Raw genomic sequence first — 14,041 nt, 5'->3', positions numbered from 1 at the left:
CTATTATTCCTGTCCGATGGGGTAGTAAGCCTTGCGGCCGTCGGGATACACACCTTCAACCAACGCACCCGAATTCTCACGGGCTTCGTCGAGGTAGCGCTTCACATCGGCGGGCTTGGTCACCGGATTCTTGTCGATGCGGGTGATGATGAAGCCATCAGCCATGCCCGTTTCGCGGAAGTTGCTGCCCTTGATGCCACTGATTTTGACACCACCTTCTAGGCCCAGCTTGGCTTGCTCGCGAGCCGGCAAGGCAGCCAGCGTAGCCCCTTCGTACTTGATGGCAGCCGAAGTTTCCTCTCCACGAACCACGGCCGTGGTGCCGGTGGCATTGCGCAGAACGGCCGTTACCTCGCCGGGATTGCCACCACGGAGGTAGTTCACCTTAATCTTGTCGCCGGGGCGGAAGCGGGCCACTTGCTCCTGTAGTTGCGAAGAGGTGTTCACCGCCACACCATTGACGCGGGTGATGATGTCGCCCATTTTCAGGCCGGCTTGCGAGGCCGCGCTGCCCTCCGTCAGGCCCTGCACATACACGCCATTCAGAGTGTTAAGCTTCTTCTCCGACGCCAGCTTGGCATCCACTTCCTGGATTTGCACGCCGAGGAGGGCGCGCTGCACTACCTTATACTTCAGCAGGTCATCGACTACTTTGCTGGCCAGCGAGCTGGGAATGGCGAAAGAATATCCTTCGTAGCTGCCCGTGTGCGAGGCGATAGCCGAGTTGATGCCGATGAGGTCGCCGTTGAGATTCACGAGGGCACCGCCCGAGTTGCCGGGGTTCACCACGGCGTCGGTCTGGATGAACGACTCCAAGCCCATGTTGTCCTTGCGGTTGAGGATGCCGATGTTCCGGCCTTTGGCCGAGATGATGCCGGCCGTCACGGTCGAGTTCAGGCTGAAGGGGTTGCCCACCGCCAGCACCCACTGGCCCACTTTTACGTCGTCGGAGTTGCCATACTTCACAAAGGGCAGGTTGTCGGCCTTCACTTTCAGCACGGCCAGGTCGGTATTAGGGTCAGCGCCCACCAACTCGGCGTCGAACTTGCGCTTGTCGTCGAGCACTACCTCAATCTTGGAGGCTTTGTCGATAACGTGGTTATTGGTGACGATGTAGCCGTTGGCGGCGATAATCACACCCGAGCCCGAGCCCTGGCCCCCGCCTTGCGGCTGCTGGCCGTGGAACTGCTCCAACTGGTCGCCAAAGAATTGGCGCAGGAAAGGGTCCATCTGCTGCTGGCGGCGGTCAACGGCCGGAGCGGCATATTCAGTCATTACGTGTACCACGGCTGGGGTAACGGCGGCGGCGGCGGCCACGAAGTTCAAACCTTCGGGCACGGCATAGGTGCTGCTACGCATCTCAGAAGTGTAACGCACCTGGGGGTCGGCGGCCACAGCCTGGGGCGCCACAGGGGCCGGCTCCAGCAGCTTGTACCCCCCCACGGCCACGCCGCCGCCCAAAATAGCGGAACCAAACAGGCCGAGCATCATTTGTTTTGCTTGCATGGGTAAGGGAAAATGAAAAGGGTTAATAGAGTAAATGGAGAGCCTAATTTAACGTTCCGAGGATGAAAACCGGATGAGCCAAACCAAGTTATTTTTATGGTAACGTCCGAAAGATGCGCTTTCGTGCTCTAAGGTTGCTTTCAGCAGAAAACAGGCCAAGTGAGATAGGATAGTTATGCAACACGTGGGCCCGCAAAAAAGGCACCTTAGCAGGTGCCTTTTTTGCAAAACCTGACACAATTAACGGATTTCGATGTGCTGCTTGGTCACTTTTTCAGTGTCGAAAGGCAGGACCACGCGCAGGATACCATCGTTCAGTTCAGCACTGATGGCCTTCACGTTCACCGTGTCGGGCAGACGGAAGCTGCGGGTGAAGGAGCCATAGTTGGTTTCGGTCCGGTGGAACCTGGGAGCGGCCGGCGCTTCCGAGGTTACCACGGCCGGCTTATTTTCGTCGGCAGTGTTGACTTCCATAGTATTCGCTTCGGTAGCGGTGGCAGCAGCTTCTTTAACGGCGGCGGTGGGGTTGGGCCGGTCGCCGGAAATCATCAGCTGACCGTCGATGAACTCAATGTGCACAGCCTCCTTTTTCAGGCCGGGCAAGGCAAGGTGCAGCTCAAAGCCCTCTGCAGTTTCAAGAATGTCAGCAGCGGGAATGAAAGTGAGCGTGGGCTGAGTAGTGGGAGCCTGCGAGTCGCGGAGCATGTCGGCGAGCATCGTGCTCAGGGCACGGCTAGGACGCAGGGACGGGCGGGTGTTATACAGCAAAGTAGCCATGGTGTTAGTATTTGGATTAAGGTTAGTAGATAAAGTGTACCGCGCTGCGGTACATCTCCTCTTCCTTAAAATCTGTACCAATCATGCTACAATATCGAATAAAGACATTTTGTCTTTATTTCAACAAAGTCGTTATGCAAATTCGACAGCACGCCGAACCAAAACGTCAATTCAGTTGCGTAAAGACACTATTTATGACAAATCAAGTTCCGTCATTATGTCACAACAAAACAACTTCCTGCTGCATCCTGCAGGCTTTACCCCGACTTGTTGAGTCCGCGCTACCGCCAAAACCGCTTTAGTGCTGCGTGGGCAGTTGCTGCCGGGTGCTGGCATCCTGGCCTTGCAGGAAGGTGAAGCGCACATCCAGCCCTAATACCGGCGACACGGAATTGATGCGTCCGGCTGGAATGGTTACGTTCCCATTGACGTCGGTTTGGGCCAGGCCGAAGTTGTAGTTGGTTTGGTAAGCAAACCACGGCGTGAAATCAAACCGATTACTGATCCGCATGCCGACCTCCCCACGCAGGCTGGTAAACTGAATGGTGCGCTCGTCTGGGTCGGTATCGGACTTGAGCAGGCGCACGTGGGTCAGGGCTTCGTAGCTCAGGCGGGGGCGTAGCGCAACATGACCGAGGGGCAATATTTTCTCCAGGTCGACGCGCAGGCGGGCGTTGGTTTGGCCCTTGGCGCCGGCGGGGCTCGGGAAGGTGCGCTCTAGGCTGAGGCGCTGGCCGAAAGTGAGCGGGCCAATGGAGCTGCGGTGGCGCAGCAGCACCTCGGGTACCAAAATGTAATTGCTGTTGGCCGAAAGGTAGCCCAGCGTGCCGCCGATGCTCCAGTGCTCATTCCAAAAATGCTCGTAGCCCACGGTGACGCGCCGCACGTCGAAGCCAAGCACGCGGTCGGGGTCGTTGAAGTCGTTGTTATCGGTTTCTTGTTGGCCCCGCACTGCTAGCAGGAGGTAGTCGTTGCCGGGCAGAGCCAGCTCGGCCTGGAGCTCGGGCCACAGCTGCAGGCCGTAGACCGTGCGGCGGGTTTGGGCGTGCGCGGACGGAGCCAGGCAGGCGACGAGGAGCAGGAGAATGAGAGTAGAATATTTTGTCATGTGAAAGTGGCGCGGAGCCTTTGCTCCGCGTTTGGGCGCCGTTCGTGGGGCATGCGGCGCGGGAACCTTAGCGTGGTGATGCGGCGGTTTTATCACCTGGTGGCGCGGCGACGCGGAGCGAAGCTCCGCGCCACGGGTTATTCTTTCAGCTCTTTGATGGCTAGCCAGGCCATTAGGCCGGGGCCGGTGGCCAGGGCTTTTTCATCAATATCGAAGGTGGGCGTGTGGACCGAGGAGGCAAAGCGGCCATCCTCGTGGCGGGTGCCGAGGCGGTAGAAGCAGGCGGGCGCGGCCTGGGAGAAGTAGGCAAAGTCCTCGGCAGCCATCCATTGATCAAGCTCCACTACGTTTTCGGGGCCGAGGTATTCTTCGGCGGCGGTGCGGACGCGGGCAGTGAGAGTGGGCTCGTTTTCGAGGTAGGGGTAGCCACGGCGGATTTCTAGGTCGCACACGGCGCCCATGCTATCGGCCAGGCCCTCGCAGAGGCGGCGCAGGTGCTGGTGAGCTTCATCGCGCCACTCCTCGTTGAGGGTGCGGAAGGTACCTTCAATGTACACTTCGTTGGGGATGACGTTGGTGGCACCGTTGGCGATGACCTTACCGAAACTCAGCACCGAGGGAATTTTGGGGTTGGCACGGCGACTCACGATTTGCTGGGCGGCCACGATGAGGTGAGCGGCCACCAGCACGGGGTCGAGGTTCATTTCGGGCATGGCGCCGTGGCCGCCTTTGCCCCGCACGGTCAGGTACAATTCATCGGTGCTGGCCATGTAGCGGCCGGAGCGTAGCCCGATTTTACCGGCTGGCAGGTGCGGAAACACGTGCTGCCCGAGCACGCTCGTCACTGCCGGATTTTCCAGTATGCCCTCCTTAATCATGAGCGAGGCGCCCCCCGGCAGCCGCTCCTCGCCGGGCTGAAACATGAGCTTGATAGTGCCTTGGAACTCGCTCTTCAGCTCATTGAGAATGCGGGCGGCGCCCAGTAGGGAGGCCGTGTGCACATCGTGGCCGCAGGCGTGCATCACACCGGGGTTGGTCGATTTGTAGGGCACGTCGTTGGCTTCCTGAATGGGCAGGGCATCCATATCGGCGCGTAGGGCGATGGTGGGGCCGCCGGGCTGGCCTTCAATCAGGGCTACTACGCCGGTAGTGGCAATGGACTGGGGATGCAGGCCTAGCCGGGTTAGCTCCTGGGTGACGAACGCAGCGGTGTTGGTTTCCTGAAACGACAGCTCAGGGTGCGCGTGCAGGTGACGGCGCTGGGCCACGGTATCGGCGGCGTACTGGGCGGCGAGGTGCTGAATTTGCGAAAGAAGCTCGGGCATGAGATTACATAAAAACGCCCCTCGTGCGGGAGGAGGGGATGTTGGCGCGGATGCGGCAACGGCGGGTATTTATAAATTCTTGAACCGAAGGTCGGCGTTGGTAGCGATGTTGGGGCAACTCGTGCTCCTGGTGTTTTCAGGTGTTAGCGGCTTCGGCGGGTTTATTCAGGTATCCGTTCGACGCCTACAACCACCCCAGCTGGCGCTGCGCGCCAGCGTCCCCTCCTTGGTAAGGAGGGGAGTTTTCGTTCTGCTTTATGGGTTCTTGTTTAGCTGCACCTGCATGGCTTCCAGCTCCAGCTTGGGGGCTAGGCCGCGGAGCTTGGCCAAGCCGCGGGCGGCCTCCAGCTTGGTGAGGTAGTCGCCGATGTAGAGGCGGTACACGGGTGATTTGAAGGTGATGTAGTCAGTTTCGTCGGGGTAGCGGCCGATGATGGTGCGGCGGATGGCCATTGCCTTGTCGCGCTCGATGCCCAGATAAACCAGGATGCGGTAGCCTTGGGCATACTTCACGTTCTGGTTGGTGTAGGCCTGGTCGCGCAGGCGCTGCTCCATTTGCGCGTTTACGTGGTTGGTGGGCGGCACCACGGTTTTGACGGGCGCCACGGGGGGTGCCGGCGCAGCCTTGGGCGCGGCGAAAACGGGCCGGTACTTGCTCATGTCCTCGGCTGGTATGGGGGCGGCGGCACTAGTGGAAGCACTGGGCTTCTTGAGCGTGGTGTCGGCGGAGGCGCTGGTGCGCGGGGCCTGGGCCGTGCTGGCGCAAGCCGCCAGCAGCAGCAATGGGGGGGCCAGGAGCATCTTAAGCAGCGGTCGGTTCATCGGTTGAGGTAATCAGGGCCAGACTATTGGAGGAGCCGATGCGGTCGGCGCCGGCCGCCACCAGGGCCAGCGCGGCTTCGCGGGTGCGGATGCCGCCGGCCGCCTTAATACGTATGGTTTCGGGCAGAACGCGGCGCATCAGCTCCACGTCGGCCACCGAGGCGCCGCGACTGGCAAAACCGGTGGAGGTTTTCACGAAGTCGGCCTCGCCCGCTACGCACAGCTGACAGGCCAGTTCAATCTCTGCCTCGGTGAGTAGGGCCGTTTCGATGATGACCTTGAGTTGGGACTGGTGCACATGGCACAAATCGGCAATGTCCAAGATTTCGGCTTGCACGACCTCAGTCCGGCCCGATTTCAGGGCCGAGATGTTGATAACCATATCAAGCTCTGTGGCTCCGTCGTAGAGCGCCACTTCGGCTTCCTTGAACTTCACACTGCTGGCCGCGTAACCCAGCGGAAAGCCAATCACGGTGCAGACGGCGACGTCGGTGCCGGCCAGTTTTTCGGCGGCCAGGGCCACGTAGCAGGGCGGCACGCACACACTGGCGAAGCCGTGGGCAGCAGCTTCGGCGCAGAGCTGGGTTATCTGCGCTTCCGTGGCATCGGGGCGCAGCAGGGTGTGGTCAATTCGGGCAGCGAGGGTCATGGGGCAAAGGTAGCGCGGGATGCGGCCCATTTGGCACTTTGTGGACCAGCCAGTAAAGCGCCACTTCCTGTCTTTGAACCATTCAGAAGTCTAACGGCTTGCACTAATATTACCGGAGCCAAGCCCGACAGCCGCACTTTTCCCGCTCACCCCCTTTTCTACCGATGCCGATGATTGACGTACTCTCCGACGTATTTGCCCTCACCTACGAACCGGCCCCCAATCTTCTGTTGGGCCGCTGGCTGCGCGATGTGGCCGACCACAGCCTCTACCCCCCGCAAGAGGAATTTCTGAGCGCCGCCCTGCACCACAACCGCTGCCGGTTTTGGCTACTGGACTTGTGCACCCAACGGGAGTTCTCGCCGCTGCTGCTCAGTTGGCTTCAGTCGCTGCTCGCGCAGCAGGTAGTTTCGGTACTGGGTTCGCCGGTGTTCGTAGCCTGCGTAGCCGACGAGCGCCACCGCTCCGAAATCGAAAGCATCGGCACCGAAACCTTGCTGCGCCAGCAGGCCCAGCACGAGTTCTACCCCTATTTCTTTAGTGATGAGGCCGCCGCCCGCGGGTGGCTGGCCGACAGCCAGGACCACCAGCACCAGCCTCCGCGGCGCGTGTAAAACCATTTCTAGAGCCGTTTCGGGGTCTGTGTACACCCACGCTGTAACGCGGACTTGTAGTCCGCGAGTCCGCCTGACCAGCTGACGCGCGGACTACAAGTCCGCGTTACGATATACCCACTCCGAAACCGCTCTAGTAGCGATGAAGAGGGAAATACCCTGCGGCATTTCCCTCTTCATCGTTTGTGTCACCCAACACCCTGCCGTATCTGTACTTCTGAGCCACTACCTCCGTCATGGAAAACGCCAGCAAGTTTCTGCGTGTTCAGACGTTCAAGTTTATTGAGGACGTGGCGCTGCCCCCGGCGGGCGAGCCTGATGGGGACTGAAGTAGTCTGCCGGCACCCGCCCGCTTCGTCACCACGACCTGCGCGGCGGGCCGGTGCCTGCCCCTCCTCCCGGCGCGGCACCCTCAGCCCGCCTTGCCCAAAGCACAACTCGCCGGGCTGGCGCCTCAGCTACCCGCGCCGAACCTTAAACCCGCCGGGTTGGAGCGTCAACTACCCCCGCCGAAGATTCAGCACGGGTAGTTGACGCTCCAACTACCCTCGCCGAAGATTCAGCGCCCCCCGCCGAGGCTTTAACTACCCTCGCCGAGGCTGCGGCGGGGTCGTATTGCAAGCCCACCCTTCCTATCTACATTTAAGCATTCTGGTTTCACTTTCACCGGCTTACCCCTTCTTATGGCCCAGGCCCGCATTCCACTACCCACCGCCAAGGACGCCCCCGGCGTGCTGAAGCTAACGGCCGCCATTGGGAAGGCCATCATCGACAAAGGCCCCAATTCGCTCCTCGTGGGCGAGCTGGCTTCCGAACTCCTCGCCGCGTCCGCCAAGGTACCCAATGCTCAGGCCGCCCACGACGAAGCCAAGGCGCTGGAAGCGCGCCTGGAAAAGCTCTACGAAATCCGCGACAACATCGTGGCCGCCGTCCTGCCCCTGGCCCAGCGGGCATCCAAAGCCCTGCAAGGCAACCTGGGCAAAGACCGCCTGCGCGAAATGGGCGACTACGGGTTTACGGTAGATGATTCGCCGCAGGCCCCCAAGGCCGCGAAGCTGCCCAAGCCCCCCAAGGCATAGCCGAAGCCGGCCACTGTTCCTCAGCAAAGGCTCGTCGCACATGCGGCGGGCCTTTTTTAGTGCCTACTGCCGCGTCCAGCGTCCGGCTGGTGGGTACCAGTCTCTTGTACCTTCGCAGCCCCAGCACCATGCTGCGCCTGACGGTTCTACCCATCCTCCTATCTAATGGCTTCCTTTTCAGCCGAGCTGCACGTCGAGGGCTACTGCTTTCCCGTGTTGCACTGCACCTACCAGGCCACGCAGGCCACCGATGCGCGGGGGCGCATCATCGAAAAAATACGGCGCGGCGCCGTGAAGCTGACGCTCGACGTGCCCGAAGTTGACATTCTCTCCGACTGGGGCAATGAGCCGCGGAAGCGGCTGGCGGCGGCCCTGCGCTTCCGCGACGCCGAGGGACGCGTGCTCGAAACCCTGCGCCTGCCGGCCGCCTACTGCGTGGGCTACGACGAGGACTTCCGGGCCGGCAACACCGAGTTGGGCGCCTACGTGTGCGACGTCGTCCTCGCCGACCCCGACGGCTGGACCTGGCACCCCGGCGACCCCGACACGACCTTCGTGACCCCGGTCCCCGGCGAGCACGGCACCCCAGTTGAGTTGAAGCAGGAAGTAAATGATAATACAACCTCGTCATCCATCTCAAAACTGACTGCTGAATTACCCCAGCGTGGGTATGAAGAACCTACCAACCCAGTAGAGCCCCGCCGCATGGCCCTGTGGATGGGGTATTTAGAAAGACGTGGGGTAAAGTTTGAAATTGGAACGCCAGTAGCAGAATTGAAGCTATTCGATAGTGACGCAGTAGGCATTTACGCACAGCACTCTCGAACTATTTACCTCCTGCACCCACCCAATGTGGCTGCTTTCTTCGAAGAAGCATTTCATGCATTGCAGCACTTGAATAATCACCTAGAAAGCAAGATACTGGAAGATGGTACTGTAGTAGATGCGTGGGAGTATGATGCAAAAAGAGCTTTGCTAACCCACTCCACCAAGCTAGGATTGAGTTACGAAGGCTATGTTGAAACCGAAAAACAATTACAGCAAGTAATCGATGGAAGCTACGACAACCAATAAGTTAACCTGGGAATGGATGGAAATCAGATTGACGTGTTCCCGAACAGAAACCCAGGTCACATTTTCCATCACCTTCGTGAACAACAGTGACGCTTTGCGCGAATTGCCTTTCTCTAATCGCTCGCGCAAAGCGGAGTATTGGGGGTTGCAAATCGAGGAAGCAGCCGGTCATAAAGTGACACCCGAACGGACACACATTATTACCCCTCGTATCCCCGACCCCGACATTCATCTATTAATGAGTGGCGAATCGTGGAGCTATGAGCTAGTCGGAGAAGTTACTACTGCCGGACTGGAATTTCCTGCTTCGCTATTCCGCCTCCGCAAAGGCGAACAGTTCGAAGCACGCTTTCTGTATAAAGGAGTCTCTTCCAATAAGGTTGCTCTCTCCCTCTAGGTATCGTGCTCATTGGGGCCGACAAGGCGAGAATAAACGCGAGATGCTACTTATGGTGCATGGCTGCTATATGACTGAGTCCAGAGTATACCATCCTGCTGCAAACCCAAATCAACCAATGGGGACTGAGGCCCTTTTCAACGCCAACCGCCATGCCCACTAGCTTTGGCCTGGGCTTATTGGCCTGGTGCTTGTCGGCCGCCAGCCCCCATTGCCAGCCGAACCAAACAAAACCGGCGCAGCCAGCCGGAACCTGCTTCACCAGCCGCGATGCTACGGGCCGACCAAAGGAAATTCATTGCCGCGACGCAGCAGGCGGTTTCTTTAGCCGCACGTATGTGGACACTGCTGGCCGGCGGTATTCCCTGCCTAAAGATGTGGGACCAGTTAGCCCGCTTCGGCCACCGCAAGGGAGAGCTTCAGGAGTACATGCGGATGCGTAGTCCCTGGCCGGGCAACTACGATATTACGGGGTTTGCACTGGTGGATGCTCTAATCGGAGCTGACGGCCGGGTTAAAGACGTGCGCATTCTCAAAGGCATGGACAACGCGTGGCCGGGGTGCGATGCGTTAGTTAAGCGCAAGGTATTGGCTATGCCCCGCTGGCAGCCCGCGCAAGTAAAGGGCAAGACCGTGCCCAGCGTGGTCGGGCTCTCGGCTCGCTTCGGTCTTCCGAACTAAGTAAACGGAACGTGGTATAAAGGCTACGACTTACCCACCAAAAAAGGAGCGCCCCGACCAACCGGCCGGGGCGCTCCTATATTCACTAAAGGACCGAATCTAGTCCACCAGCACGCAGCGGTTTTCCAGCACGTCCTGCTCTACGGTTTTGTACTTCACGTCGCGCACCACGCGGCCGTCCATGTACTGCACGCTTACTTTCTCGTTGCGGTTGGCCACCTTCTGGCTGCGCATAGGAGTTTGCTTCACGGCAGGCACATCGTTGGGGCCCATGTCTTCGGGGCCGGCACCCAGCGAGTTGAGGCTGCTCTCGTGCTCCACGGTGAGGCGGGGCTGGGGCTCCTCGTCTTCGAGGTAGTAGTCGGGCTCGGCGTTGGTGCCCACGGCAGCTTGCTGCACCGGCACGTCGGCGTGGAACAGGAAGGACGTCGTCTCCTGGTTCACTTTGCCAATCATGCGCTTGAACAGCTCGAACGACTCGAACTTGTACACAAGCAGCGGGTCTTTCTGCTCGTACACCGCGTTTTGCACCACCTGCTTGAGGTCGTCCATCTGGCGCAGGTGCTGGGTCCAGGCCGTGTCGATTACCGACAGCACCACTACCTTCTCCATCTGGCGGAGGATGTCGTGGCCGCCGGTGGCCTGGGCCTTGCGCAGGTTGGCAATGGCCTGCACCTGTTTCTTGCCGTCGGTGAAAGGCACGGCGATATTCTCGTAGGGCGCACCGTTGTTGAGCAGGTCATTCACCAGCGGCAGCGAGTTCGAGGCGATGTGCTCGTTCTTGCTCTGGAAGTAGCCCAGCGCCTCCTCATACAGCTTCTGGGTGAGCTGCGGCAGTTGCAGGCCCGTGAGGTCCTGCGCCGTGAGGTAGGTATCGTAGCCAAATACCTTGATGATGGACAGCTTGAAATCCTCGAAATCCCCTGTGATTTTGTGGCCGGCGGCGAGTTCCTCGCTCACGTCGTAAATCATGTTGAGGATATCCACTTCCATGCGGTCGCCGTGCAGAGCGTTGCGGCGGCGCTTGTACACCACCTCGCGCTGGGCATTCATTACGTCGTCGTATTCCAACAGGCGCTTGCGGGTGCCAAAGTTGTTTTCCTCCACCTTCTTCTGGGCGCGCTCAATGGAATTGGTAATCATCGAGTGCTGGATGACTTCGCCCTCTTCCATGCCCATGCGGTCCATCAGCTTCGCAATCCGGTCGGAGCCGAACAGGCGCATCAGGTTGTCTTCCAGGCTCACGAAGAACTGCGAAGTGCCCGGGTCGCCCTGGCGACCGGCGCGGCCTCGCAGCTGGCGGTCGACGCGGCGGCTTTCGTGGCGCTCCGTGCCGATGATGGCTAGACCACCCGCCTCCCGCGAGGTTTCACGCAGCTTGATGTCGGTGCCCCGGCCGGCCATGTTGGTGGCGATGGTCACGGTACCGGGGTAACCAGCGGCGGCCACAATCTCGGCCTCGCGCTGGTTCTGCTTGGCGTTCAGCACCTGGTGCTTGATGCCGCGCATTCTTAGCGTTCGGCTAAGCTGCTCGCTGATTTCGACGGATGTCGTACCGACCAGAACAGGGCGGCCGGCCTCCACCAGCTTCTGAACTTCCTGAATTATAGCTGCATACTTCTCGCGCACCGTTTTGTATACCTGGTCGTCGGAGTCCTTGCGGGAAATGGCGCGGTTAGTAGGAATCACCACCACGTCGAGCTTGTAGATTTCCCAGAACTCGCCGGCTTCGGTTTCGGCCGTGCCGGTCATGCCGGCCAGCTTGTGGTACATGCGGAAGTAGTTCTGCAGGGTCACCGTGGCGTAGGTCTGGGTGGCGTCTTCTACGCGCACGTTTTCCTTGGCCTCAATGGCTTGGTGCAAGCCGTCAGAATAGCGGCGGCCTTCCATTACGCGGCCAGTTTGCTCGTCCACGATTTTCACCTTGCCGTCGTCGGTCAGGATGTACTGGTCGTCCTTCTCAAACAGCGTATAGGCCTTCAACAGCTGGTTCACGGTGTGTACCCGCTCCGATTTCTCGTTGTAGTCGCTCATCATCTTGTCCTTCTGATGGAGCTTGTCTTCGGCCGAGAGCGTGTTGTTGTTCTCGATAACGGCAATTTCGGCCCCGATGTCGGGCATGATGAACAGGTGCGGGTCTTCGCCCTGGGCCGTAATCAAATCGATGCCTTTCTCAGTCAGCTCAATCTGGTTGTTCTTCTCATCGATGGTGAAGAACAGCGGCAAATCGGCCTTGGGCATCTGCCGGGAATTGTCCTGCAGATAGTGGTTTTCGGTGGCTTGCAGCACGGCCCGCACACCCGGCTCCGACAGGAACTTGATGAGCGGCTTGCTCTTGGGTAAACCCCGATAGGCACGGAAGAGCATCAGGCCGCCCTCGCCGTTTTTGTCGCCTTCTTCCACACCGGTTTTGCCTTCAGCGATGAGCTTGCGGGCCTGCACGAGGTAGTTCTGCACGAGCTTCTTCTGCTCGTCAACCAGGCGCTGAATGCGCGGTTTGAGCTGATAAAACTCGTGCACGTCGCCGCGCGGCACCGGGCCGGAGATGATGAGCGGCGTCCGCGCATCGTCAATCAGCACGGAATCTACTTCGTCGACCATGGCGAAGTGGTGCTTACGCTGCACCAGCTCCTCGGGGTCGCGCGCCATGTTATCGCGCAGGTAGTCGAAGCCGAATTCGTTGTTGGTGCCATAGGTGATGTCGGCCTGGTAGGCAGCGCGGCGCTCCGGCGTGTTGGGCTGGTGCTTGTCGATGCAATCCACGGTGATGCCGTGGAACTCGAACAACGGCGCGTTCCACTCGGAGTCGCGCTTGGCCAGGTAGTCGTTCACCGTCACCAAGTGCACCCCGCGCCTCGACAGCGCGTTCAGAAAGGCAGGCAGGGTTGAAACGAGGGTTTTACCCTCACCCGTGGCCATCTCGGAGATTTTGCCCTGATGTAGTACCACGCCGCCGATGAGCTGCACGTCGTAGTGCACCATGTCCCAGGTGATTTCGGCACCGCCGGCCAGCCACTTATTGGCCCAGATGGCTTGGTTGCCCTGGATGGTGACGTTGCCCTTGCGAGTGGCGTATTCCCGGTCGTAGTCGGTGGCAGTCACCACCAGCTGGCCATTCTCTTTGTAGCGGCGGGCCGTATCCTTCACGATGGCGAAGGCTTGCGGCAGGACCTCAAGCAGAACTACTTCAAGGTCTTTATTGCGCTGTTTTTCCAGCGCGTCAATTTGCTCGAACAGCTGCTCTTTCACCGCGACATCGAGCTGGGGCTGACTGTCGATTTGCTGGTGCAAACCGGCAATCTGCCCATCAATGCCGGCGAGACGCTCGTCGATGCGGGCCCGCACGGTCGTGGTTTGGTCGCGCAACTGGTCGTCGGTCAGACCGGCCAGTTTGGCATATTCGGCATTAATCAGCGCCACGTAGGGCACGATTTCCTTTAAATCGCGCTCCGACTTGGAGCCAAATATTTTGGCGACGGTCTTGCCTAGGAATTCAAACATCAGGTAGTTTTTTAGCGAATAGCGCCGAAGCGCACCCCAAATTTACGGAGCCTTCTGCTAAAACCGTCCCAAAACAAAATTTACGACACCTTGGCAGAAGCACAAGCGGTGTAACAGTAAAGCAAGGGTTGGGGTTCGCGCCTCCGAAACGTTACAAAAATAGGCAAACGTTGCCGGGGTGCGAACCTCAACCTTCGCTCTGCTTCAGCCCGGAAATATTGGGTACCGCTCCATCTCAGCCACGCAGCGGCCCAGGGCGTGTTCCAGAGAAGGTAGCACCATGCCCCGCTCGCTCACCAGCACGCTTTGCGGCGGCCTCATCGCGGCCAGGCCGAAGTCGGACATGGGGCGCGGCACTACCAAATCGGGCGGTAGACCAGCGCGCTCTACGGCAGCGCGCGCCAGCTCGGCCCAGGTACAAGCGCCGTGGTTGGTGACGTGCCAGATGCCGGCGGCTTCATCAAGGAGCAGGTCCAGCGACGCATTCACCAAATCGGGCACGTAGGTG

At 59.6% G+C, this 14,041-nt stretch carries 13 protein-coding genes; 5 read left to right on the top strand and 8 right to left on the bottom strand.

Translation table 11 applies throughout. The features are described 5' to 3' along the window. Positions 1-3: 3 nt before the first annotated feature. From WX88_RS06660 to deoC, 6 genes are all read right to left on the bottom strand, one after another. The gene (locus WX88_RS06660; protein ID WP_046243583.1) at positions 4-1,506 is read right to left on the bottom strand and encodes a Do family serine endopeptidase; all 1,503 of its coding nucleotides are present in this window, start codon (positions 1,504-1,506) and stop codon (positions 4-6) included. 240 nt (positions 1,507-1,746) lie between these two features. Continuing rightward, positions 1,747-2,283 (bottom strand): Hsp20/alpha crystallin family protein, encoded by a 537-nt coding sequence (locus tag WX88_RS06655; protein ID WP_046243582.1) that lies wholly within the window; start codon positions 2,281-2,283, stop codon positions 1,747-1,749. 298 nt (positions 2,284-2,581) lie between these two features. Further along, entirely contained in the window at positions 2,582-3,391 is an 810-nt protein-coding gene (locus WX88_RS06650) for a hypothetical protein (RefSeq protein ID WP_046243581.1), read from the bottom strand. Between the two features lie 137 nt (positions 3,392-3,528). After that, complete coding sequence (locus WX88_RS06645) at positions 3,529-4,716, bottom strand: M20 metallopeptidase family protein (protein WP_046243580.1); 1,188 nt, start codon at positions 4,714-4,716, stop codon at positions 3,529-3,531. Between the two features lie 255 nt (positions 4,717-4,971). Continuing rightward, entirely contained in the window at positions 4,972-5,517 is a 546-nt protein-coding gene (locus WX88_RS06640) for a hypothetical protein (protein WP_046243579.1), read from the bottom strand. A 1-nt stretch (position 5,518) separates the two neighbouring features. Next, on the bottom strand, positions 5,519-6,187 hold the full coding sequence (gene deoC, locus WX88_RS06635; RefSeq protein ID WP_046243798.1) for a deoxyribose-phosphate aldolase: 669 nt from the start codon (positions 6,185-6,187) through the stop codon (positions 5,519-5,521). A gap of 170 nt (positions 6,188-6,357) precedes the next feature. On the opposite strand from deoC, the gene WX88_RS06630 reads away from it, so the two are divergent. From WX88_RS06630 to WX88_RS06605, 5 genes are all read left to right on the top strand, one after another. Beyond that, positions 6,358-6,801 carry a hypothetical protein gene (locus WX88_RS06630; protein WP_046243578.1) on the top strand — a complete coding sequence of 148 codons (444 nt, stop codon included), beginning with the start codon at positions 6,358-6,360 and terminating at the stop codon, positions 6,799-6,801. A gap of 683 nt (positions 6,802-7,484) precedes the next feature. Then, on the top strand, positions 7,485-7,880 hold the full coding sequence (locus WX88_RS06625) for a hypothetical protein (protein WP_046243577.1): 396 nt from the start codon (positions 7,485-7,487) through the stop codon (positions 7,878-7,880). Between the two features lie 165 nt (positions 7,881-8,045). Next, positions 8,046-8,954 (top strand): type VI secretion system tube protein TssD, encoded by a 909-nt coding sequence (gene tssD / locus WX88_RS06620; RefSeq protein ID WP_046243576.1) that lies wholly within the window; start codon positions 8,046-8,048, stop codon positions 8,952-8,954. Between the two features lie 76 nt (positions 8,955-9,030). Further along, a complete protein-coding gene (locus tag WX88_RS06615; protein WP_231590651.1) occupies positions 9,031-9,351 on the top strand; it encodes a hypothetical protein in 321 nt (106 codons plus the stop codon). Between the two features lie 336 nt (positions 9,352-9,687). Next, positions 9,688-10,032, top strand: coding sequence for an energy transducer TonB (locus WX88_RS06605; protein WP_156175976.1), 345 nt, complete (start codon positions 9,688-9,690; stop codon positions 10,030-10,032). A gap of 99 nt (positions 10,033-10,131) precedes the next feature. Here WX88_RS06605 and secA read toward each other — a convergent pair whose 3' ends face one another. Together secA and WX88_RS06595 are read right to left on the bottom strand one after the other, a co-directional pair. Further along, positions 10,132-13,533 (bottom strand): preprotein translocase subunit SecA, encoded by a 3,402-nt coding sequence (gene secA / locus WX88_RS06600; RefSeq protein ID WP_046243572.1) that lies wholly within the window; start codon positions 13,531-13,533, stop codon positions 10,132-10,134. A gap of 204 nt (positions 13,534-13,737) precedes the next feature. Continuing rightward, the coding region (locus tag WX88_RS06595; protein ID WP_046243571.1) for a sugar nucleotide-binding protein at positions 13,738-14,041 on the bottom strand (304 nt) is incomplete at its 5' end.

Source organism: Hymenobacter terrenus (assembly GCF_000972495.1).
Taxonomy (GTDB): Bacteria; Bacteroidota; Bacteroidia; order Cytophagales; family Hymenobacteraceae; genus Hymenobacter; species Hymenobacter terrenus.
This window is presented reverse-complemented; position numbering and strand designations above follow the sequence as displayed.

Bases quoted from the DNA above. Each gene is read 5' to 3' on its own strand.
- WX88_RS06630 (WP_046243578.1), top strand. From the start codon at position 6,358: ATGATTGACGTACTCTCCGACGTATTTGCCCTCACCTACGAACCGGCC.
- tssD (WP_046243576.1), top strand. From the start codon at position 8,046: ATGGCTTCCTTTTCAGCCGAGCTGCACGTCGAGGGCTACTGCTTTCCC.
- secA (WP_046243572.1), bottom strand. From the start codon at position 13,533: ATGTTTGAATTCCTAGGCAAGACCGTCGCCAAAATATTTGGCTCCAAG.
- WX88_RS06655 (WP_046243582.1), bottom strand. From the start codon at position 2,283: ATGGCTACTTTGCTGTATAACACCCGCCCGTCCCTGCGTCCTAGCCGT.
- WX88_RS06660 (WP_046243583.1), bottom strand. From the start codon at position 1,506: ATGCAAGCAAAACAAATGATGCTCGGCCTGTTTGGTTCCGCTATTTTG.
- WX88_RS06625 (WP_046243577.1), top strand. From the start codon at position 7,485: ATGGCCCAGGCCCGCATTCCACTACCCACCGCCAAGGACGCCCCCGGC.
- WX88_RS06640 (WP_046243579.1), bottom strand. From the start codon at position 5,517: ATGCTCCTGGCCCCCCCATTGCTGCTGCTGGCGGCTTGCGCCAGCACG.
- WX88_RS06605 (WP_156175976.1), top strand. From the start codon at position 9,688: ATGTGGACACTGCTGGCCGGCGGTATTCCCTGCCTAAAGATGTGGGAC.
- deoC (WP_046243798.1), bottom strand. From the start codon at position 6,187: ATGACCCTCGCTGCCCGAATTGACCACACCCTGCTGCGCCCCGATGCC.
- WX88_RS06650 (WP_046243581.1), bottom strand. From the start codon at position 3,391: ATGACAAAATATTCTACTCTCATTCTCCTGCTCCTCGTCGCCTGCCTG.
- WX88_RS06645 (WP_046243580.1), bottom strand. From the start codon at position 4,716: ATGCCCGAGCTTCTTTCGCAAATTCAGCACCTCGCCGCCCAGTACGCC.